General features: G+C 64.0%; 19 protein-coding genes. 9 read left to right on the top strand and 10 right to left on the bottom strand.

Translation table 11 applies throughout. From position 1 onward, the window contains the following. Positions 1-7: 7 nt before the first annotated feature. Complete coding sequence (gene ispH / locus NCR37_RS18730; protein ID WP_244849634.1) at positions 8-979, bottom strand: 4-hydroxy-3-methylbut-2-enyl diphosphate reductase; 972 nt, start codon at positions 977-979, stop codon at positions 8-10. Between the two features lie 454 nt (positions 980-1,433). On the opposite strand from ispH, the gene NCR37_RS18725 reads away from it, so the two are divergent. After that, positions 1,434-2,636, top strand: coding sequence for a glycosyltransferase (locus tag NCR37_RS18725; RefSeq protein WP_250474344.1), 1,203 nt, complete (start codon positions 1,434-1,436; stop codon positions 2,634-2,636). A gap of 19 nt (positions 2,637-2,655) precedes the next feature. Here the strand turns inward: NCR37_RS18725 and NCR37_RS18720 are convergent, their stop codons facing one another. From NCR37_RS18720 to hpnA, 4 genes are all read right to left on the bottom strand, one after another. Further along, positions 2,656-3,213 (bottom strand): hypothetical protein, encoded by a 558-nt coding sequence (locus NCR37_RS18720; protein WP_250474343.1) that lies wholly within the window; start codon positions 3,211-3,213, stop codon positions 2,656-2,658. Next, a complete protein-coding gene (locus NCR37_RS18715; protein WP_250474342.1) occupies positions 3,200-3,412 on the bottom strand; it encodes a hypothetical protein in 213 nt (70 codons plus the stop codon). The genes NCR37_RS18720 and NCR37_RS18715 overlap by 14 nt, the downstream gene beginning before the upstream one ends. A gap of 20 nt (positions 3,413-3,432) precedes the next feature. Next, positions 3,433-5,679, bottom strand: a complete 2,247-nt coding sequence (locus NCR37_RS18710; RefSeq protein ID WP_250474340.1) for an NADP-dependent isocitrate dehydrogenase — start codon at positions 5,677-5,679, stop codon at positions 3,433-3,435. Positions 5,680-5,955: 276 nt separating this feature from the next. Next, the gene (gene hpnA, locus NCR37_RS18705) at positions 5,956-6,966 is read right to left on the bottom strand and encodes a hopanoid-associated sugar epimerase (RefSeq protein ID WP_250474339.1); all 1,011 of its coding nucleotides are present in this window, start codon (positions 6,964-6,966) and stop codon (positions 5,956-5,958) included. 173 nt (positions 6,967-7,139) lie between these two features. Between hpnA and NCR37_RS18700 the strand changes: the two genes are divergently transcribed. The 5 genes from NCR37_RS18700 to NCR37_RS18680 all read left to right on the top strand — a co-directional run bounded on the left by NCR37_RS18700 (position 7,140) and on the right by NCR37_RS18680 (position 13,296). Then, on the top strand, positions 7,140-10,280 hold the full coding sequence (locus NCR37_RS18700) for a response regulator (protein ID WP_250474338.1): 3,141 nt from the start codon (positions 7,140-7,142) through the stop codon (positions 10,278-10,280). A gap of 16 nt (positions 10,281-10,296) precedes the next feature. Further along, positions 10,297-11,133, top strand: a complete 837-nt coding sequence (locus NCR37_RS18695; protein WP_250474336.1) for a CheR family methyltransferase — start codon at positions 10,297-10,299, stop codon at positions 11,131-11,133. Positions 11,134-11,135: 2 nt separating this feature from the next. Continuing rightward, positions 11,136-11,735, top strand: coding sequence for a chemotaxis protein CheB (locus NCR37_RS18690; protein WP_250474335.1), 600 nt, complete (start codon positions 11,136-11,138; stop codon positions 11,733-11,735). Positions 11,736-11,774: 39 nt separating this feature from the next. Then, positions 11,775-12,914: a hybrid sensor histidine kinase/response regulator gene (locus NCR37_RS18685; protein ID WP_250474334.1), complete on the top strand. Its 1,140-nt coding sequence runs from the start codon at positions 11,775-11,777 to the stop codon at positions 12,912-12,914. A gap of 85 nt (positions 12,915-12,999) precedes the next feature. Beyond that, a complete protein-coding gene (locus tag NCR37_RS18680) occupies positions 13,000-13,296 on the top strand; it encodes an acylphosphatase (protein ID WP_175942315.1) in 297 nt (98 codons plus the stop codon). Positions 13,297-13,315: 19 nt separating this feature from the next. On the opposite strand, the gene egtD is transcribed toward NCR37_RS18680, so the two are convergent. Further along, on the bottom strand, positions 13,316-14,284 hold the full coding sequence (gene egtD, locus NCR37_RS18675) for an L-histidine N(alpha)-methyltransferase (RefSeq protein ID WP_250474333.1): 969 nt from the start codon (positions 14,282-14,284) through the stop codon (positions 13,316-13,318). Positions 14,285-14,571: 287 nt separating this feature from the next. Between egtD and rarD the strand changes: the two genes are divergently transcribed. Continuing rightward, positions 14,572-15,501: an EamA family transporter RarD gene (gene rarD / locus NCR37_RS18670; RefSeq protein ID WP_250474332.1), complete on the top strand. Its 930-nt coding sequence runs from the start codon at positions 14,572-14,574 to the stop codon at positions 15,499-15,501. A 105-nt stretch (positions 15,502-15,606) separates the two neighbouring features. Here rarD and NCR37_RS18665 read toward each other — a convergent pair whose 3' ends face one another. After that, positions 15,607-16,080 (bottom strand): hypothetical protein, encoded by a 474-nt coding sequence (locus tag NCR37_RS18665; protein ID WP_250474331.1) that lies wholly within the window; start codon positions 16,078-16,080, stop codon positions 15,607-15,609. A gap of 362 nt (positions 16,081-16,442) precedes the next feature. Between NCR37_RS18665 and NCR37_RS18660 the strand changes: the two genes are divergently transcribed. Both NCR37_RS18660 and NCR37_RS18655 read left to right on the top strand, forming a co-directional pair. Beyond that, positions 16,443-16,763: a hypothetical protein gene (locus NCR37_RS18660; protein WP_250474330.1), complete on the top strand. Its 321-nt coding sequence runs from the start codon at positions 16,443-16,445 to the stop codon at positions 16,761-16,763. Between the two features lie 105 nt (positions 16,764-16,868). Continuing rightward, positions 16,869-17,273: a hypothetical protein gene (locus NCR37_RS18655; RefSeq protein WP_250474329.1), complete on the top strand. Its 405-nt coding sequence runs from the start codon at positions 16,869-16,871 to the stop codon at positions 17,271-17,273. Positions 17,274-17,392: 119 nt separating this feature from the next. Here the strand turns inward: NCR37_RS18655 and NCR37_RS18650 are convergent, their stop codons facing one another. From NCR37_RS18650 to NCR37_RS18640, 3 genes are all read right to left on the bottom strand, one after another. Next, positions 17,393-17,959 (bottom strand): transglycosylase SLT domain-containing protein, encoded by a 567-nt coding sequence (locus tag NCR37_RS18650; protein ID WP_502800554.1) that lies wholly within the window; start codon positions 17,957-17,959, stop codon positions 17,393-17,395. Positions 17,960-18,063: 104 nt separating this feature from the next. Further along, positions 18,064-19,458, bottom strand: coding sequence for a DHA2 family efflux MFS transporter permease subunit (locus NCR37_RS18645; RefSeq protein ID WP_250474328.1), 1,395 nt, complete (start codon positions 19,456-19,458; stop codon positions 18,064-18,066). Between the two features lie 105 nt (positions 19,459-19,563). Then, positions 19,564-20,106: a phosphonate degradation HD-domain oxygenase gene (locus NCR37_RS18640; protein WP_250474327.1), complete on the bottom strand. Its 543-nt coding sequence runs from the start codon at positions 20,104-20,106 to the stop codon at positions 19,564-19,566. Positions 20,107-20,147 lie beyond the last annotated feature (41 nt).

Here is a 20,147-nt window from a genome sequence, read left to right as displayed (position 1 = left end):
CCTCTCCTTATTCTTCGCGAATCGCCGTTGCGGCCGTGGCCGACAGCGCGGCGAGCGGTTGCAGCAACTTCGCGGGGAGTTTGAATTCGACCTTCTCCTCGCGGCCGTTCATCGTCGTGACTTCGACGTGTCCGAAGGCGCGCAGGGCATCGATCACATGTTCGACCATTTCTTCGGGCGCCGAAGCGCCCGCCGTGATGCCGACCGTCTGCGCATGCGCAAACCATTCGGGCTTGATCTCGGAACCGTCCGCGACGAGGTAGCTCGGCACGCCGCTTTCAGTGCCGATCTCGCGCAGACGGTTCGAATTGGAACTGTTGGTCGCGCCGACCACGAGCAGGACATCGACTTGCGATGACAACTCGCGCACCGCGGCCTGCCGGTTCTGCGTCGCGTAGCAGATGTCGCGCGTGTCCGGCCCGACGATATCGCTGAAGCGGCGCTGCAATGCGTCGATGATGCCGCGCGTGTCGTCCACCGAGAGCGTCGTCTGCGTGACGTAAGCGACGGGCGTGTCGGGCGGCAGGGACATGGTGTCGACCTCGGCTTCACTCTGCACGAGCACCACCTTGCCGGGAATCTGGCCGATGGTGCCTTCCACTTCCGGATGCCCGGCGTGGCCGATCAAAATCAGCGTGCGCCCTTGCGATACATATTGCCGGCCCTGCACGTGAACCTTGGTCACGAGCGGGCACGTGGCGTCCAGCACGTCGAGACCGCGTGCCTCGGCATCGCGCTCGACGCTGTGCGCCACGCCGTGCGCGCTGAAAATGGCGACCGCGCCTTGCGGCACTTCGTCGAGCTCTTCCACGAAACGCGCGCCCTTGCCACGCAGGTTGTCGACAACGTGCCGGTTGTGAACGATCTCATGGCGAACATAGACCGGGGCGCCATGCCGTTCGAGCGCGCGATCGACAATTTCGATCGCACGGACCACGCCCGCACAAAAACCGCGGGGTTGAGCAAGGATGATACGCATGTTCGAGCGAACTCCGACTAGCGCGGGTTTCGGGTAATAGACGCGCAACTCACGCTTCGATTGATTGACGTTGCATACGCAATGCCTGCAACGTCCTGGAAGCACACCGGAAGAAGGACCCGGTAAGTTTGTCTGCGCGCCGAGGATGACCGCGTATTCTAACGCGTTCCCTTTTTGAGCGCTCGTCGTGCGGCGCGGGCGAACGCGTGCGGCGCGCCGTCGATACGCCCGCGCGCCAAAGCCATTAAACTGTCGGTCGCCCGGGACGGCGTGAACGCTTGCGGCATCGCGTTATCCCGCGCCGTGTACATCCGCGGCGGCTGGTTTCGGCGGGCCGCCGCCATCCTGATTCGTGTGTCCTCCGTGCAACGCGTGCTTTGCCGTCAAGCGCAGTCGATGCGCGCGCGCATGGGTGCGCTGCCCGCAACGCGGGTTCAAGCTAATCGTCAAATTCATGTTACTCATCGCCTGGCTGTCATTCCTGATCTGGATCGTGCTGCTCGTTGCGCGAGGTGGCTTCTGGCGCGCGCAGCCCGCGCCCGCGCTTTCGGATGCCGCGGTGCACGCGGTCGGCAAGGCGGAGATCGCGCGGCGCGGCGCGTGGCCTGCGCTCGTCGCGGTCGTCCCCGCGCGCAATGAAGCCGACGTGATCGGCCGCGCGGTCGGTTCGTTGTTGAAGCAGGACTATGCGGGCGCGTTCCACGTCGTGGTCGTCGACGATCACAGCACCGATGGCACGGCCGCCGTCGCGCTTGCCGCGGCCCGCGATCTCGGCCTCGAAGACCGGCTGACCGTGCTGACGGGCAAGCCGCTGCCGCCGGGATGGTCGGGCAAGGTATGGGCGCAGTCGCAGGGCATCAATGCGATCGACACGCTCGGTCTTCCCGCCGAATTCCTGCTCCTCACCGACGCCGACATCTACCATCCGGCCGATGCCGCGACGCAACTGGTCGCGCGTACCATTCTGGAAGATCGCGATCTCGTTTCGCTGATGGTGCGCCTGCGCTGCGATTCGCCGTGGGAGAAGGCGCTGATTCCGGCGTTCGTGTTCTTTTTCGCGAAGCTGTACCCGTTCGCCTGGGTCAACGACAGGCGCAAGATGACCGCGGGCGCGGCGGGCGGCTGCATGCTCGTGCGCCGTTCGGCGCTCGTGGAGGCGGGCGGCATCGAATCGATCCGCGGCGAACTGATCGACGATTGCAGTCTCGCGCTGCGCATCAAGCATCGCGCGGGCAAAGCGGACGCGCGCCCGATTCGCCTCGATCTCGCGGACCGGAGCGAGTCGCTGCGCCCTTACGACGACTGGCGCGAAATTTGGAACATGATCGCGCGCACCGCGTTCACGCAGTTGCGCTATTCGCCGCTGCTGCTGGCCGGCACGGTGCTCGGCATGGCGCTGATCTATCTGGTTCCGCCGGTCTTCGCGCTGACGTGGCGCGCGCGCGCCTGGCCCGCCTGCGCGGCCTGGGCGATGATGTGCATCGCCTATGGCCCGATGCTGCGTTACTACCGGCGGTCATTGTTGTGGGCGCCGCTGTTGCCGCTCGTGGCGCTGTTCTATGTCTCGGCGACGATCGGTTCGGCCGTGCGCTACTGGCGCGGCAAGGGCGGACAGTGGAAGGCGCGCGTTCAGGCGCCGACGCAGGAAGGTTCTTGATCGGGCGGCGGCGCAGGACTTAGCGCCGCGTCAGCATCGCGTACAGTTCGACGACCATGTCCGGCGAGAATGTGAACGGCACCCAGCCGTGACCCGTGTGCCGCATGATCAGCAGGCGGTCGCCGTTCGCGTGCTTCTGCACCGCCATCACCGGATTCTTCGTCGCCGAAAAGCGCCAGCCGGGCGCAACGCCCATCGGCTGTTCCACCGACATCGACGCCCGCACGTTTGACAACTCCTCGATCAACTCCGACACGCCCTGCGGATTCAGCAGCACGGACTGGCCCGCGATGGTCATCTGAATGGTGTCGCGGTCCGGGCGCGAAACGGTCAGCGCGGGCGGCGCGTCGGGCTCGGCGTCGGCGGGCGCTTGCGTCTGAGCGTCGGTGGCTGCGAGCGCGGTTTCCTGGGACTCGTCCGCGCGGGGCGGCAGCGGGAAAGGCGGCTCGGCGATATCGTCGGTGGCCGACGCAGCGACAGACTGAGCGGCAGCGCCGGTAACCGGCGGAACGGTGGCGGCCCGGAGGAGCGCATCGAGGCTCGACTCCAGCGCGCCGAGCTGGTCATGTAGATTCATGCGAAGTTGGATGTCTTGCGAAGCTGGCAGCGAGGGCAAGAATTTTACCTGCTCCCTTTCCTGCGAGCCGGCACACGTTGTAACCAAATGCGTTGAAACGGCGCGGGGCTGAATGCCGCTGGGAACGAACGCCGCGAAAAGGCGTTCGAAGAGAAATCGCGTTGGCGCCGAACGCCAACGCGAGGATGAGCGCGAGCATGCAGCCCGCGCTCCTTCGCCTTACTTCGTTTGCGCCTGCGCGAGCGCGGCGTTGAGCGTCTGGCTCGGACGCATCACGGCGGTGAGCTTCGCGTCCTCCGGCTTGTAGTAGCCGCCGATATCCGCTTCGCTGCCCTGCACGGCAGTCAGTTCCTCGACGATCTTCTGCTCGTTCTCAGCCAGGCTCTTTGCGAGCGGCGCGAAGAACTCGGCCAGTTCGCGAACTTCCGTCTGGTTCGCCAATTCCTGCGCCCAGTACATGGCGAGGTAGAACTGGCTGCCGCGGTTGTCGAGCTGGCCGGTCTTCGGCGACGGGCCCTTGTTGTTGTCGAGCAGCTTGCCGGTGGCGGCGTCGAGCGCTTTCGCGACGAGCTTCGCCTTCGCGTTGTTGCTCTTGATGCCGAGCTCTTCCAGCGATACCGCCAGCGCCAGGAACTCGCCGAGCGAATCCCAGCGCAGGTGGTTTTCCTGCACCAGTTGCTGCACGTGCTTCGGCGCCGAGCCGCCCGCGCCGGTTTCATACAGGCCGCCGCCCGCCATCAGCGGAACGATGGACAGCATCTTCGCGCTCGTGCCGAGTTCCATGATCGGGAACAGGTCGGTCAGGTAGTCGCGCAGGATGTTGCCGGTCACCGAAATCGTGTCGAGGCCGCGGATCACGCGCTCGAGCGTGTAACGCATGGCGCGCACTTGCGACATGATCTGAATGTCGAGCCCTTCGGTATCGTGATCCTTCAGGTACTTCTCGACCTTCTTGATGAGCTCGTTTTCGTGCGGACGATACGGGTCGAGCCAGAATACGGCCGGCATGCCCGAATTGCGCACGCGCGTGACGGCGAGCTTTACCCAGTCGCGGATCGGCGCGTCCTTCACGAGGCACATGCGCCAGATGTCGCCTTGCTCGACCTGCTGCGTGAGCGATTCGATGACTTCGTTCGTCGCGTTATCGACGATACGCGCCGTGCCGTCTTCCGGAATTTCGAACGTCTTGTCGTGCGAGCCGTACTCTTCGGCCTTCTGCGCCATCAGGCCGACGTTCGGCACCGTGCCCATCGTGCGCGGATCGAATGCGCCGTTGGTCTTGCAGAAATTGATGATTTCCTGATAGATGCGCGCGAACGTACTCTCCGGAATCAGACACTTCGTGTCTTGCGGACGGCCATCCGCGCCCCACATCTTGCCGCCGGCGCGAATCATCGCGGGCATGGATGCGTCGACGATCACGTCGTTCGGCGCGTGCAGGTTCGAGATGCCCTTCGCCGAATCCACCATGGCCAGTGCCGGACGGTGCTCGTGGCACGCGTGCATGTCGCGGATGACTTCATCGCGCTGCGATTCCGGCAGCGCCTCGATCTTCGAGTAAAGATCGACGAGACCGTTGTTGACGTTCACGCCCAGTTCTTCGAAGAGCTTCGCGTGCTTGGCGAACGCGTCCTTGTAGAACACCTTCACCGCGTGGCCGAAGACGATCGGGTGCGACACCTTCATCATGGTCGCCTTCACGTGCAGCGAAAGCATGACGCCGGTCTTGCGCGCGTCTTCCATCTGGTCTTCGTAGAACGCGATGAGCGCCTTCTTGCTCATGAACATGCTGTCGACGATCTCGCCTTCCTGCAGCTTGACCTTCGGCTTCAGCACGATGGTGTCGCCGCGCTTCGTGACGAGCTCCATGCGCACTTCGCGAGACTTGTCATTCGTGATGGACTTTTCGCCGTGATAGAAGTCACCGTGCTTCATGTGCGCGACGTGCGTGCGCGACGCCATGCTCCATTCGCCCATGCTGTGCGGATGCTTTTTCGCGTAGTTCTTGACGGCGAGCGGCGCGCGGCGGTCCGAATTGCCTTCACGCAGAACCGGGTTCACCGCGCTGCCGAGACACTTCGAGTAACGCTGGGCGATGGCCTTTTCTTCGTCGTTCTTCGGCTCTTCCGGATAGTTGGGCACCTTGTAGCCCTTGCCCTGCAGTTCCTTGATCGCGGCGACGAGCTGCGGCACCGACGCGCTGATGTTCGGCAGCTTGATGATGTTGGTGTCCGGAAGCTGCGTGAGGCGGCCAAGTTCGGCGAGGTTGTCCGGGACGCGCTGCGCTTCCGTCAGAAATTCGGGGAACTCGCCGAGAATGCGCCCGGCGAGCGAAATGTCGCTGGTTTCCACATTCACGCCGGCCGGCGCGGTGAACGTGCGGATGATCGGCAGAAAGGCGCTGGTCGCGAGCAGCGGAGCTTCGTCGGTCAGGGTGTAGATGATGGTGGGTTGCTGATTACTCATCGCTTGTCTCGACATCCAGAAACGGGTTGAAAAAGGACCGCCGGCTGCTGTGGACCTGCGCGGGCGCTCTCGCGCCGCCGCGGCCGCACGCAACATGGTTGCTCGCGCCTTCCGGCATCAGTCCGCTATTTTGCCTGATTTTGCGGGCGGCGCGTGCGTCAGAAGGCTTGCGCAGACACCCGGAAGCGCGAGTTTCCCCGTAATTTCAACGACTTAATTTTTTTGGGTCTTATAGAAGAGTTGCGATGCAGCGCGTTCCGCAACACGTTGCGCGTCTTACGCGTCGAGGTAGCCGTTCGCGCGGAACCAGTCGAGCGCGTCGCGCAAGCCTTCGCGATACGGCCGCGCCCGATAGCCGAGTTCCGCTTCCGCCTTCGCCGACGTGAAGTACATCTTGTTCTTCGACATCCGCAGGCCGTCGACGGTCACGAACGGTTCCTTGCCGCTCACCTTCGCGAACATTTCCGCGCCGATGGCGAGCGGATACAGCGGCCCGCGCGGCAGCTTGATGGTCGGCGGCTTGCGGCCGACGAGTCCGGCGATATCCGCGAGCATCTGCTGCAACGGCAGGTTTTCGCCGCCGAGAATGTAACGCTCGCCGATCTTGCCGCGCTCCAGCGCGAGAAAGTGGCCGTTCGCGACGTCATCGACATGCACGAGATTCAGGCCCGTGTCGACGAACGCGGGAATTTTCCCCGTTGCCGCTTCGACGATGATGCGCCCCGTCGGCGTCGGACGCACGTCGCGCGGGCCGATGGGCGTCGACGGATTGACGATGACGGCGGGCAGCGCGTCGTTCGCGACCATCCTCTCTACTGCGCGTTCGGCCAGCACCTTGCTGCGCTTGTACGCGCCGATGGTGCTCGCCGCATCCGACGGCTTCGTTTCGTCGACGATCGCGCCCGAGCTCGTCACCTTCAGCGTCGCGACGCTGCTCGTGTACACGATGCGCTCGACGCCTTCCGCCAGCGCCGCGCGCATCGTGGCCTCGGTGCCTTGCAGATTCGCGCGCTCGATCTCGCTCGGGTCCGGCGCCCAGATGCGATAGTCCGCCGCGACGTGAAAGAGATAGCGCACGCCCTTGAGCGCCGCGCGCATCGACGCTTCGTCGCGCATGTCGCCGACGACGATTTCCGCGTCGAGCGACTCCACGTTCTTGCGCGGACTTGTCGCGCGCACGAGCAGCCGCACGTCGAAACCGCGTTCGATGGCGAGCCGCGCGAGCGCCGACCCGACGAAACCCGAGGCGCCGGTGATGAGCACGCGAGAGCCGGATAGATCTGTCATTCTTACCTCTTGAGATGCGCACTAAGCGCGATCGTTCGTAACAAGTGCCGCGCTGAAATCGCTGCCCGAATTGCCGCCGGAGCCGATGTGACAAGGCGTTGCGGCTCGTGCTATGGTCCGTGCCTGCTGCGGGGCGCGCGGCCTTCGCGAAACGGACACACTACTGGTCAACGATGCCTCAGGACAACCGCAACCACTCCTTGTGGATCTACTTCGCCATCGCGATTTCGCTCGCGCTGGTGTTCGCCGTCGATGTGCTGACGCCCATGCGCGTGGCCATCTGGGTGTTCTACGTGTTGCCGGTCGTGCTGTGCATGTGGATAAACCGCCCGGCCGTGCCGATGATTACCGCCGGCGCGGCGTCGGTGCTGATGATTCTCGGCTACGTCCTTTCCACGGGAGACTCCGTCGCCAGTCGCGAAGTGCTGCAACTGAATCGCGCGATGGGCATTTTCGTGCTGCTCGTGCTGTCGATCGTGGCGCATCTGTATATCAAATCGCGGCTCGCGGTACAACGCACCGCGTGGTTGCAGGAAGGCGTCGCGCAAATGAGTCTGCAATTGCGCGGCGAGCAATCTCCGGCGTCCATCGGCGTCAGCATTTTGCGTTCTCTCATTCCGTATGTGAACGCGAAGGTCGGCGTAGTCTACGCCCTCGAAGGCGAGACACTCGAACGCATCGCGGCCTGGGCGCTGCCCGATGAGAACGGCGCGCCGCGCCGCATTGCGCGCGGCGAAGGGCTCGTCGGACAGGCAATCGTGGACAAGCGCGTGCTTCAGCTTCGCGATGCGTCCGCGCACTATCTGAAGGCGGGATCGGCGCTCGGCGCGGCGGCGGCATCGCGCGTGGTCGTCGCGCCGCTTTACGCCGATGGCGATGTGACAGGCGCGATCGAAGTCGGTTTCGTCGGCGACGAGGGCCGCTTCGACGACGCCCGCGTGCTGCTGGAACTGGCCGCCGAAGCGATGGGCATGGCGATGCGCTCCGCGCGGTATCGCATGCGGCTTGTGGAACTGCTCGAAGAAACGCAGCGCCAGAGCGAAGAGTTGCAGGTGCAGCAGGAAGAACTGCGCGTGTCGAACGAAGAACTGGAGGAACGCGGCCGCGCGCTCCAGGACTCGCAGGCGCGTCTCGAACAGCAACAGGCCGAGCTCGAACAGACGAATGTGCAGCTCGAAGAACACGCGCAGCATCTGGAGCGGCAGAAGACCGAACTGCTTCAGGCGCAGCAGGAACTGACCGCGAATGCGCTGGAAATGGAGCGCGCGAGCCAGTACAAGTCCGAGTTCCTCGCGAACATGTCGCACGAGTTGCGCACGCCGCTCAATAGCTCGCTGATTCTCGCGAAGCTGCTTCAGGACAACAAGCAGGGCAATCTGACGGACGAGCAGGTGCGCTATGCCGCGACGATTCACTCGTCCAATAGCGATCTGCTTTCGCTCATCAACGACATTCTCGATCTGTCGAAGGTCGAAGCCGGCCAGATGGACGTGCAATTCGCGCCGACAGCCGTGGAATCGCTGATGCAGGCGTTGCGGCAATCGTTCACGCCGGTCGCCGAAACCAAGGGGCTTTCGTTCATCACCGAAACCGGCGAGGACGTGCCGCAGTACTTCGTCACGGACAGTCAGCGGCTGCTGCAAGTGCTGCGCAATCTGCTGTCCAACGCGTTCAAGTTCACCGAGCGCGGCAGCGTGACCGTCGCCGTGCAGCGCGCGGGCGACGACGCAGTGCGCTTCGAAGTGCGCGATACGGGCATCGGTATTCCGCGCGACAAACAAGACCTCATCTTCCAGGCGTTCCAGCAGGCGGACGGCACGACGAGCCGCAAATACGGCGGCAGCGGCCTCGGCCTTTCGATCTCGCGCGAGTTCTCGCGGCTGCTCGGCGGCTCGGTCGGCGTATCGAGCGAAGTGGGGCGTGGCAGCGTGTTCTCGGTGACGCTTCCGCTCGACAGCCATGAAGGGACCGTGACCGCGAAGCTCGACACCATCGGCCACATGAAGGAGCCGGAACCCGCTGCGATCGAGCCGCCGCGCGCCGTGGCTCCTGCGCCGGCGCCCGTTCCCGCGCAACCGGTTCCCGCGATGCCGGAGCCACAAGGCATCGCCGATGACCGCGCGAAACGTCAGCGGCCGGATCGCGTGATTCTCGTGATCGAGGACGATCAGCGTTTCGCGCATATCCTCTACGACCTCGCGCACGAACTCGACTTCGATTGCGTGCACGCGGCCACGGCCACGCAGGGCGTCGAACTCGCGCGCTCCATGCAGCCGAACGGCATTCTGCTGGATATCGGCTTGCCCGATCAGTCGGGTCTCACGGTGCTCGAATGGCTCAAGCACGACCCGATGACGCGCCACATCCCGATTCATATCGTGTCCGCCACGGATCACGCCGATGTCGCGCTGCATCTCGGCGCGATCGGCTACACGCTCAAGCCGAGCGCCCGCGATGATCTCGCGCAGGCCATCCGCAAGCTGGAAGCGCGTTCGTCGCAGGGCGCGCGGCGCGTGCTCGTGGTCGAGGACGACCCCGCGCTGCGGCAGAGCATTCATGCGTTGCTGGCGAGCGAGACGGTCGGCATCGTGGAAGCCGGATCGATATCCGAGGCGCTGGAGGAGATGAAGCGCGCGCCGTTCGATTGCGTCGTGATGGACCTGGCGCTGCCCGACGGTTCGGGCTACGAGTTGCTGGAGAAAGTCTCGACGAGCAGTGGAAGCGCGTCGCCGCCGGTCATCGTCTATACGGGCCGGCAGATTTCGGCGGAAGAAGAGCAGCGTCTGCGGCGTTACTCCAAGTCCATCATCATCAAGGGCGCGAAGTCGCCTGAGCGCTTGCTCGACGAAGTCACGCTGTTTCTGCACAGCGTCGAAAGCGCGCTGCCGCCGGAGCAGCAGCGCATGCTGCGCGCGGCGCGCCAGCGCGACGACGTGTTCGAAGGCCGCAATATTCTTCTCGCGGAAGACGACGTGCGCAACATCTTTGCGCTTTCGCGCGTGATCGAGCCGCTCGGCGCGACGCTCGAAATCGCGCGCAACGGACGCGAGGCGCTGGAGGCGCTCGCGCGCCGCGACGACATCGATCTCGTTCTGATGGACGTGATGATGCCGGAGATGGACGGCCTCACCGCGATGACCGAGATTCGCAAGCACCCGGAGCACGCGCGCCTGCCGATCATCGCGCTGACGGCGAAAGCCATGCAGAGCGATCGCGAGAAATGTCTCGAGGCGGGTGCGGACGACTACATATCGAAGCCCATCGACGTGGATAAGCTCGTGTCGTTATGCCGCGTCTGGCTGCGGCAGCGATGAACCGACATTCGACCCGATGAACGACAGCAAGCACGAGGAAGACGCCACGTTCGACATCGAACTGAAGCTGCTCCTCGAAGCCATCTATCTCAAGTATCAGCACGACTTCCGGCATTACTCGGTGAGTTCGCTGCGGCGCAGGCTCGCGCAGGCCGTGCATGACCTGGAATGCGCCACGCTTTCGCAGTTGCAGGAGCGCATACTGCGCGAGCCGGCGCTTTTCGCGCGGCTCTTTCAGTACCTCACGGTGCAGGTCAGCGAAATGTTCCGCGACCCGAGCTATTTCCGCGCGATACGCGAGCAGGTCGTGCCGATTCTGCAGACGTATCCGTCCATCAAGGTCTGGGTCGCGGGGTGCAGCAGCGGCGAAGAGCTGTGGTCGCTCGCGGTGCTGTTCGCCGAAGAGAACATCGCGGAGCGCACGCTGTTCTATGCCACCGACATCAACGCCGAAGCGTTGCGGCAGGCCGAGAGCGGCATCTATCCGCTGGAGCGCATGGCGGGCTTCAGCCAGAACTATCTCGCGGCGGGCGGCAAACGTTCGCTGTCGGACTACTATCACGCAGCATACGGCGCGGCGAAGTTCTCGCAGACGCTCAAGTCGCGCGTCGTGTTCGCGGATCACAGCCTCGCCACTGACAGCGTGTTTCTGGAAGCGCATCTGGTTTCGTGCCGCAACGTGCTGATCTATTTCGATCGCGCGTTGCAGGACCGCGCGCTCGGACTCTTCAGCGATTCGCTCGTGCGGCGCGGCTTTCTCGGGCTTGGCAGCAAGGAAAGCCTGCGCTTTTCCAGACACACGGACCGCTTCGCGGATTTCAACGCGCGCGAGCGGCTTTATCAGAAGGTTTAGTGATGAGCCCCGTAGCCATCCCCGATGCCTTCGACGCCGTGGTGATCGGCGCATCCGCGGGCGGCGTCGAGGCGCTGATCCTGCTGCTGCCCGAGTTGCCGCGCGACTTCGCAGCGCCGGTGCTGATCGTGGTGCATGTGCGGCACGGTCAGCCGAGTCTTTTGCCCGCGCTCTTCGCCGAGCGCTGCCGGTTGCGCGTGGTGGAACCGTTCGACAAGGACGAGATCGCGCCCGGCACCGTGTATTTCGCGCCGCCCGGCTATCACATGATGGTCGAGGCGGAAGGCGGCGAGCCGCCTGCCATCGCGCTGTCGGTGGATCCGCCGGTGCGCTTCTCGCGGCCATCGGTGGACGTACTGTTCGAATCGGCGGCGCATGCTTACGGCAAGCGGCTGCTCGGCATCGTGCTCTCGGGCGCGAACGACGACGGCGCGCGCGGCGCGCGTGCGATCCGCGACGCAGGCGGCCTATGCTGGGCGCAGGACCCAAAGACGGCGTCCGCGCCCGCGATGCCGCTCGGGGCCATCGCGCAAGGCGCGGTGCAGGACATTCTCACGCTGGACGACATGGTCGCGCGCCTCGCGGGGCGCGCGCGCCGATAAGACGTTCGACACGCAACAACGAAGGCAAGGAGTCACCAGATGACGCAACCCATTCACGTGCTGATCGTCGACGACATCCGCAACAACATCACCGCGCTCGAAGCGTCGCTCGCGCGGCCGGATCTGTCGGTGCTGAAGGCGGAATCGGGTCCGGCTGCGCTCGAACTCCTGCTCAAGTACGAAGTCGCGCTCGCGATTCTCGACGTCAACATGCCCGGCATGGATGGCTTCGAGCTGGCGGAATTCATGCGCGGCAGCCCGCGCACCGCGCACGTGCCGATCATCTTTCTGACCGCGACGGCGCAGGACACGAACCGCACGTTTCGCGGCTACGAAGCGGGCGCGGTGGACTTCCTGTACAAGCCATTCGATTCGCGCATCCTCAATTCGAAGGTCGATGTCTTCATTCAGATCGAGCGGCAAAAGCAGCAACTCGCGACGCAGCTCGCCACCGTGCAGCAGTTGCTCGATGCGAACGAAATGCTGATGGCCGTGCTCGGTCATGACCTGCGCACGCCGCTGTCGGCGGTGATCGCGTCGGCCGAATATCTGTCGCGCTTCGTGAAGGACGAGAACGTCGCGAATATCGGCACGCGCATCAAGTCGAGCGGCATGCGCATGGTCCGCATGGTCGATCAGTTGCTGAACCTCGCGCGGCTGCGCGGCGGGCGCGTGACGTTGCAGCCGCGAGCGGTCGAACTCACCACGCTCGCGAAGAATATCGTCGAGGAATACGAGGCGCGCGTCGGCAAGGGACGCATTTTCGTGCTGCGTCAGGGCGATACGCTCTTGCAAGCCGACGGCGATCTGCTCTCGCAAGTGTTCTCGAATCTGATCGGCAACGCGCTGCAGCACGGGCTCGAAGGCGCCGCGATACAGGTGCGGCTCGAAGGCGGCGCGCAGGACGTCAGCATCATCGTGCAGAACGCGGGCGAGATTCCGCCCGACGTACTGCCGAACATCTTCGCGCCGTATCGCTCCGGGCGGCGTCAGCATGAATCGGGCGGGCTCGGGCTCGGCCTGTACATCACGCGGGAAATCGCGCGGATGCACGGCGGCGACGTGAAAGTGCGCTCGTCCGCCGAAACGGGCACCATTTTCGAAGTGACGCTGCCTCGCGTGGCGCGTCCCACTACGGGCGATCGGGACGATAACGCGCAGACGTTTCGTCTCGGCTGAACGCGCGGGTCGAAACGCGCGGTCTACGCAGATTCGCGCGCGTGACTACAATGCGGCGTATGAATCAGTCACGAGGAATTTCATGATGTCCGGCCCGGATCTCGATACGAGGATCGAAACCTATTACGTGCGTGTGAAAGGCGTGGTGCAGGGCGTCGGCTTTCGCCATCACACCGTGCGGCGCGCGCATGCGCTCGGCGTGCGCGGCTATGTCGCGAATCTCAACGACGGCTCGGTGGAAGCCGTCATCCAGGGCGCGGCGAATCAGGTCGATCTGATGCTCGAATGGCTGCGACGCGGGCCGCCGCATGCCCGCGTCACCGATTTTTTCAGCGAAGAGCGTTACGTCGAAAAGCGCTACGAACGCTTCGAGCAGCACTGAGCGACACTGAGCGGCACGCTTAGCGCGCGACCAGCAGGCTTTCCGCGAAGTGCCATTCGTCGTCGCGCCACTGATGCGTGCATTCGAAGCCCGCATCGATGGCGATCGGCGCGACTTCTTCGGCCGCGTACTTGTGGCTGCTTTCCGTCCAGATGGTTTCGCCTTCGCGGAAGTCGACGTGCAAACCGGCATCGCGCACGCGCGCCGTCAAGGGGCGTTTCGCGCGCAGGTGCATTTCGATGCTGCGCGCATCGGGATTGAAGCGCGCAACGTGTTCGAACGCGTCGAGCGGAAAGTCGCCCTGCAATTCGCGGTTGATGCGCGCAAGCAGGTTCAGGTTGAACGCCGCCGTCACGCCGATGGGATCGTCGTAGGCCGCCATCAGCACCGGCAAGGGCTTGATCAGATCGGTGCCGAGCAAGAGGGCGTCGCCGGGTTCGAGCATGCTGCGGATCGACTGGAGAAACTTGGTGGCCGCAAGGCGCGCGAAGTTGCCGATGGTGCTGCCCAGAAAAAGCACGAGCAGCCGCTCGCCCTCATTACGCCGGGCGCTCACTTCGGACAGGCCGGCCAGATAGTCGCGTTCGTAGCCGACAATCGAAATGCGCTCGATATCCCCCAGTTCGCGGCGGCACAGTTGCAAAGCCGTGCGGGAGATTTCGATCGGGTAATAAGCGGTCGGCTGCTTTTTACACAGTGCTTCAAGAATTCGGCGTGTCTTGCGTCCGCTTCCGCTTCCGAGTTCCGCGACTTTCACGTTGCCCGGCAGCGCGGCCACGATGTCGGTGGCGTGCGCCTTCAGCACGCGTTCTTCGGCGCGCGTCACGCCGTATTCCGGCAGCGCGGTGATCACTTCGAAGAGGGCAGAGCCGACTTCGTCATACAGATACATCGAAGGCAGTTCTTTTTGCGGGCGCTTGGACAAGCCGGCATGGACGGCTTCTGCAAAGGCACTGGAAAAGCGGGGCGACGGGGCAGCTTGAGTCATGACGTCTCCATCGATGCGGCGTTTTCTTCGCGTGCTTGCGTGAATCGAGCACGGCGTTCGGATGCTGCTGATGCAATGACGTGAGCGACGGCTTCGCACGTTGCTCGACTTTCTGTGGACTTCTGGATTGCCCGTAGGCGTAGACGGTTTAAGACAACATTCCGGTGCAGCGAGTTCGGACCTATTCGCGGTTCATGCGCCGGGGTTCGCGCGATACGACGTTTAGAATGCGCAGTTCTTCCGCTTCGCCGGCCAACGCAACCACTCGGCGCCTCGCGCTTCTTTCGATGAATCAGCATGTCCTCGGACGCGGCATTGCGCTTTCCGTCGCCGCTTCCGCTTTGTTCGCGCTCCTGTCGGGTTATACGAAATGGCTCGCGCCGCTCGACGGACTCGACATTTTTGCATGGCGGATCGTCTGGACGTTGCCGGGTGCGCTGCTGCTCGTGGCGCTCTCCAGACGATGGCGGCAATTATGCTCGCTCGTGGCGAACCTCGCCAGAAACGTGCGCATGCTCGCGGCTTTCGTGGTCTCTACTGCGCTGCTCGGCTTGCAGCTATGGATATTTCTGTGGGCGCCGGTGCATGGACGCGCGCTCGAAGTATCGCTCGGCTATTTTCTGTTGCCGCTCGCGATGGTGCTGATCGGGCGCTTCTACTACCGCGAACCGCTCGACGCGCTGCAATGGGCGGGCGTCGCTGCGGCAGCGGTCGGCGTGGCGCACGAGTTCTTCGCGACGCATGCGTTCGCGTGGCCCACGCTCGTCGTGACGCTCGGCTATCCGCCGTATTTCATGGTGCGGCGGCGGCTCAACGTCGATCCGCTCGTGGCCTTCGCCATCGAGATGATGATGCTGGCTCCGTTCTGCGTCATTGCGCTGATCCTGCGCGGTTCGTTCGCGGTCGTCGCGGGTTCGCCGCTTCTTTGGAGTGTCTTGCTGCCCGGCCTCGGCGCGTTGAGCACGATTGCGCTCGGCTCTTATCTGCGGGCAAGCCGCTATTTGCCGCTCGTGTTGTTCGGCATTCTCGGCTATGTCGAACCGGTGTTGCTCGTGGCTGTCGCGGTCTTGCTGCTCGGCGAACCGTTCACCGCGAGTCAGCTAGGAACATATGGGCCGATATGGGTGGCAGTCGCGCTGACCGCTGTGCATAGCGCGCGGCTCTTGCTGCGCGAGCGCGGGTCGAGGGCGCAACACGCGGTGTCGCCTGGAGAGTGAGCGCGGAACAATAAAAAGCGAGCCCGCAGGCTCGCCAGATGTCACAACGCATGGGACGCTTTTGCCGACGCGCCCCATTGCGCGATGCGATAACGCCGGCCTCCCTTACTTCTTCGCCGCGTCGACCTTCGCATCGGCAGCCGCCTTGTTCGCGTCGCTTTGTGCCTCGACTTTTTCTTTGTCGGCTTTGGCTTGCGCCACCTTGGCATCTTGCGCTGCGTCCTGCTTCTTCTTGTCGGCCTTGGACTGTGCAGCGTGCTTCTTCTTGTCGGCTTTCGCCTGTGCCTTGGCGGCATCACCGCGGGCGTCGGAGGCTTGCTCCGGCGTGGTCGCCTGCGCTACCTTCGCGGCTTCCTTGTTGGCATCGTCCTGAGCGGATGCCTTGTCCTTGTTGGCGGATGCCTGCGCCTTGGCGGCATCCTGTTGAGCATCGGTCTTCTTGCGGTTGGCAGTGGCCTGAGCCTCCGCCTTTTCGTGGTTGGCTTTGACTTGCGCCTTGGTGGCATCGGATGCGGCCGTTTGCGCGAAGACAGTGCTTACGAGCAGCGTGGATGCGAGAGCGGCGACGATTTTCTTCATGATGTTCGACTCCTATGATCCTGCGTTTCTTTGGACACGCCATGATCGGCATGTGACGATGAAAACGCCGTCCTGTTGCGCGTCGTTGACCGTCATCTCGTGACAAACCGTAACCCGTGCGAGCAAATGCAACGGCGCAGGTCCGGGCGCAATCGCAATGCAGGCCAACGTTAAAAAGTCAATAGAAGCTTTGTTACCGCACGGCAAATGTCGCCGACCTTGTTACGCCGGTTGATTCGGTGTCCGAAGGAACCGGAATTTGTAATCGTTGAAATGCGCCGTTACCAACTGCTGCAGTTATTTCCAAAGCGTCTGCTTAAGATGCGTCCATACACCCGGCATTCGGGAATGGAGAAGAAGTCATGAAACGCGCAGCCCTTGTCTTGTTGATGATTGGTAGTTTGTCCGTGGCGGGCCAGGCATCCGCGCACGGCCACGGCGGCGGTCATGGCCATGGCGGCGGCGATGGCGGCGCGATTATCGGCGCCTTGATCGGCGGCGCGGTGCTGGGTGCATTAGTCACGTCGGTCGCCAACGCGCAGCCGGCCTACTCGCAGCCGGTCTACGCGCAACCGGCGTATGCGCAGCCGGCGTATGCACAGCCGGCGCCGCCGGCGGGATATTGCTACGACGGCTACCGCCGCGCCTATGTGCCTTGCGCGCCAGCGGGCTATGGCTATTGAACTGCCGCGCGCAAAGCGGATGCGGCACGTTGCTTGCGCTTAATAGATGCGGCGGGTGCGGCGGATTTGCTGCATCGGCCGGCACGCTAACTCTGGAGACTTCCAATGAAAGCGATCAGAACGAAGCTGGTAGTTTCAGCGCTGGTGTTGGGCTTGTCGGGCGGCGTCTATGCGCAGGCAGGCGGCGGCGGTGGCGGTGCAGGCGGCGGCGGTAGCGCAGGCGGTGGTGGCGGCGCCGGAGCGGCAGGCGGAATGGGCGCGGGCGGCAATGGCTCGGCCGGAGCGGGCTCGAGCGCGTCGGGCAAGGGCGGCGGCGTTGGCATGGGCGGCACCGGCATGGGCGGTTCGAGCGACGGCACGAGCGGTACCGGCGTGAACAGCGGCATGGGCAACAATGGGGCGAACAACGGCATGGGCCAAGGCACCATGCAACGCAGCGGCCCGGGCAGCACCGGCAGCACGAGCAGCAGAAGCCCTGGCGGCATGGCGCACGGCAACAACTCGCAGTAACAGCGGTTGAACACGAACGAAGCGGCTAAAGCCGCCCTCAGCGCGCAAGCGGGTTTTATCGCCGTGAAGTTTGCGGCATCCGCCACGCGGCGGCGCGCATAAGAAACAACTAGAAGCTATTACTGAGCAGGCGCGGACGCTGAGTAGACAGCCGCCACAGGCTCGAACGTCTTGGCTCGCAGACTCACTTTCTCCGCATAAGCACGCGAACCGCCATAGTTCTTGAGCGCGGCGTCGACATCGCCTTGCGCGGATTTCAGATACCCATGCAGGATGGACGAGCCGATTTCGATATTCGTCTCCGGCTCCGTCAGGTCCACGTTGCGCACGAGCTTCTTGTGCGCGGAAGGCACCACCTGCATGAGCCCGGTTGCGTTGTTCGCGCCGACGGCCGTTTCCTTGAAACGCGATTCGATTGAAATAATGGCAAGCAGCAGCGCCGGCGGCAGCGAGTATTTCGACGCCGATGCCATGACCGCGCTCGCTATCGTTTGCGCTTTCTCGCGCGCGACGCCGAACTTGCGCGTGATGACTTCCGAGATTTTGTGACGCGCCGCGTCGAGGCGGGAGTCCTGCTGCACGACTTCTTGCGGGTTCGTGTCGCTGGCGGCGAGCGGGTCTGCCTGAGCGAAGGCGGTGTTCGCGAAGGTCAGAACGAGGGCGGAGAGTAAGAATGTGCGGCGCATCGGTCTAGCGAGGTAAGCGGTGCCGCATTATATCGTCAGAAAATCTCCTTTGCGATCAGGTACTTGTCTTAAATACGAAGAATCGTTTCGATAGCCGGAAGAATTTACTTCGCCGAAGAAGCCGAGATGCCTTCGCCGGCGTCGTCGGAGAGGCGCGCGAACATCGGCAACGAGGCGAGGACGAGCAGCGCCGTTGCGGCGAATCCGCAAGCGAGTTGCCACTGTTCGGTCCGCGCGCTGCCGGAGACGAGCATCGTGGCCTGGATGGTTCCCGCCGCGACTGTGACACCGAGCGCCTTCATCAATTGCTGCGCGGTGCCCTGGAACGAAGTCGCCGCGGCGAGGCGCGGCTTCGGAACGTCGGCGAAGGCGAGCGCGCCCATCGTCGCGAAACTGAGCGAACGGCCGAGGCCGCCGACGAGCAGCAGCGCGAAGATGGCGCTGGCGGGCCACGCTTGCGACATCGTTGAACAGACGGCGAGCACGGCGGCGAACGAGACGCTGCCCGCGCACAGCACCGTGCGCACGGAAAAGTGCCGCAGCGCGAGCGCGGTCATCGGCCGCATGCAAAACGAGCCGAGCGCGCTCGCAAAGGTCACGAGTCCGCTCGCCGACGCGCTATAGCCGAACCCTGTCTGCAACGTCAGCGGCACGAGAAACGGCAATGCGCCGGCACCCGCGCGAAAGAGACTGCCCGCCACGGTCGCGGCGTGGAACGTCGGAATGGAAAGCAGCGAAAAGTCGATGGCCGGATTCGGCGTCTTGCGGCAATGCACGACCGTGGCCCTGAAAAGCAGCACGCCGATGACGACGCATACCCACGGCACGCCGTCGGGCAGCACGTGGCGGCCCGCGCTTTCGATACCGACCATGAAGAGACTGAGCGATGCGCCCGAGAGCACCGTGCCGCGCAGATCCGGCGGCGTGCGCGCTTCGGGCGGCGAAGGCGGCAAGAGCCGCCACGTCAGCAGCAGGCCTGCCACGCCCACCGGCACGTTGACCCAGAAAATGCTGCGCCACGACAGCGCGTCGGTGAGAAAGCCGCCGAGCGGCGGGCCGAGAAGCGGACCGACGAGCGCGGGCATCGTCAGCCACGTCGTCGCCTGAAGCAATTCTTCGCGCTTGACGCCGCGAAACAGAATGAGGCGGCCGACGGGGACCATCATGGCGCCGCCGAGTCCCTGAACGACGCGCGCCGCGAGGAGTTGCGGCAGGTTCATCGCGGCGGCGCAGGCAATGGAAGCCAGCGTGAAGGTGGCGATGGCCCACATGAAAACGCGTCGCGCGCCGAAGCGGTCGGCTACCCAGCCGCTTGCGGGAATAAAGACGGTCAGCGCGACCAGATACGCGGTAATGGCGCTGCTCAGGTGGACGGCATCGACGTGGAGATCGCGGGCCATCGTCGGAATGGCGGTCGCGACGATCGTGCCGTCCATGTTCTGCATGAACAGGGCGCTGGCGACGACGGCGGCGGTGATGCGGAAGTTGCCGCCGTTCATGACGCCCCGCTCGCGAAGATGCCAGGACGTTGCGGCCACATAGTTTTGGTGTAGTCAGCGTGCATGCACCCAGTTTACTCGAACGGTCGTTGCACCGTTTGTCCGCTACCGAAGGCTCGCCGCGATCTGCAGATAGTGCGAAAGAGGCGGCGTGACGCGGCTTGCGTCCTTCGCGGCGTCGTCCCAGCGTCGCAGGGTCATGGCGTCTTGCGCGTAGGGCTTCGCTATGAATGCGTGCGCTCCGTCCGCATCGAACACGCCGCCCTGCAATTGCAGGCTGCGCACGGAATCCGCCGAGAGCTGTGCCTGATACTCGGGATCCATCGCGCACAGGCAGCGTTTGGCATCGACATGAAGGCGAATCGGTTCGAGCACTGCGTCCGGGAACACGGGCCGCAGAAAGGGAAGCGCGTAGTACTGGTGCAGATCGTCGATACCGCGTTCGGTCGGCGTGTCGCCTTGCACGTTCAGCAGATGCCCGAGATCATGCAGCAGCGCTGCGACGATCAACTCACGACTCGCGCCCGCTTCTTCTGCGAGCCAGGCAGTCTGGAGCGCGTGCTGCAACTGGGTGACAGGTTCGCCGCTGTAGGCCATCGAACCGTGCGCGTCGAAGAGATGCCGGATATCGTCGAGAGAAAGCGCCATCGTCGGTAAGTCGCCTCGGCGTATGCTAGATGGGACGAAGC

The organism is Caballeronia sp. GAFFF1 (assembly GCF_023630705.1).
GTDB lineage: Bacteria > Pseudomonadota > Gammaproteobacteria > Burkholderiales > Burkholderiaceae > Caballeronia.
This window is presented reverse-complemented; position numbering and strand designations above follow the sequence as displayed.

What these genes read in the sequence shown, in the direction of transcription:
- NCR37_RS18660 (WP_250474330.1), top strand. Translation starts at nt 16,443, where the DNA reads ATGAAACGCGCAGCCCTTGTCTTGTTGATGATTGGTAGTTTGTCCGTG.
- NCR37_RS18655 (WP_250474329.1), top strand. Translation starts at nt 16,869, where the DNA reads ATGAAAGCGATCAGAACGAAGCTGGTAGTTTCAGCGCTGGTGTTGGGC.
- NCR37_RS18685 (WP_250474334.1), top strand. Translation starts at nt 11,775, where the DNA reads ATGACGCAACCCATTCACGTGCTGATCGTCGACGACATCCGCAACAAC.
- NCR37_RS18690 (WP_250474335.1), top strand. Translation starts at nt 11,136, where the DNA reads ATGAGCCCCGTAGCCATCCCCGATGCCTTCGACGCCGTGGTGATCGGC.
- NCR37_RS18695 (WP_250474336.1), top strand. Translation starts at nt 10,297, where the DNA reads ATGAACGACAGCAAGCACGAGGAAGACGCCACGTTCGACATCGAACTG.
- NCR37_RS18720 (WP_250474343.1), bottom strand. Translation starts at nt 3,213, where the DNA reads ATGAATCTACATGACCAGCTCGGCGCGCTGGAGTCGAGCCTCGATGCG.
- rarD (WP_250474332.1), top strand. Translation starts at nt 14,572, where the DNA reads ATGAATCAGCATGTCCTCGGACGCGGCATTGCGCTTTCCGTCGCCGCT.
- NCR37_RS18645 (WP_250474328.1), bottom strand. Translation starts at nt 19,458, where the DNA reads ATGAACGGCGGCAACTTCCGCATCACCGCCGCCGTCGTCGCCAGCGCC.
- NCR37_RS18665 (WP_250474331.1), bottom strand. Translation starts at nt 16,080, where the DNA reads ATGAAGAAAATCGTCGCCGCTCTCGCATCCACGCTGCTCGTAAGCACT.
- egtD (WP_250474333.1), bottom strand. Translation starts at nt 14,284, where the DNA reads ATGACTCAAGCTGCCCCGTCGCCCCGCTTTTCCAGTGCCTTTGCAGAA.
- NCR37_RS18725 (WP_250474344.1), top strand. Translation starts at nt 1,434, where the DNA reads ATGTTACTCATCGCCTGGCTGTCATTCCTGATCTGGATCGTGCTGCTC.
- NCR37_RS18700 (WP_250474338.1), top strand. Translation starts at nt 7,140, where the DNA reads ATGCCTCAGGACAACCGCAACCACTCCTTGTGGATCTACTTCGCCATC.
- NCR37_RS18710 (WP_250474340.1), bottom strand. Translation starts at nt 5,679, where the DNA reads ATGAGTAATCAGCAACCCACCATCATCTACACCCTGACCGACGAAGCT.
- NCR37_RS18640 (WP_250474327.1), bottom strand. Translation starts at nt 20,106, where the DNA reads ATGGCGCTTTCTCTCGACGATATCCGGCATCTCTTCGACGCGCACGGT.
- NCR37_RS18715 (WP_250474342.1), bottom strand. Translation starts at nt 3,412, where the DNA reads ATGCTCGCGCTCATCCTCGCGTTGGCGTTCGGCGCCAACGCGATTTCT.
- ispH (WP_244849634.1), bottom strand. Translation starts at nt 979, where the DNA reads ATGCGTATCATCCTTGCTCAACCCCGCGGTTTTTGTGCGGGCGTGGTC.
- hpnA (WP_250474339.1), bottom strand. Translation starts at nt 6,966, where the DNA reads ATGACAGATCTATCCGGCTCTCGCGTGCTCATCACCGGCGCCTCGGGT.
- NCR37_RS18680 (WP_175942315.1), top strand. Translation starts at nt 13,000, where the DNA reads ATGTCCGGCCCGGATCTCGATACGAGGATCGAAACCTATTACGTGCGT.
- NCR37_RS18650 (WP_502800554.1), bottom strand. Translation starts at nt 17,959, where the DNA reads ATGCGCCGCACATTCTTACTCTCCGCCCTCGTTCTGACCTTCGCGAAC.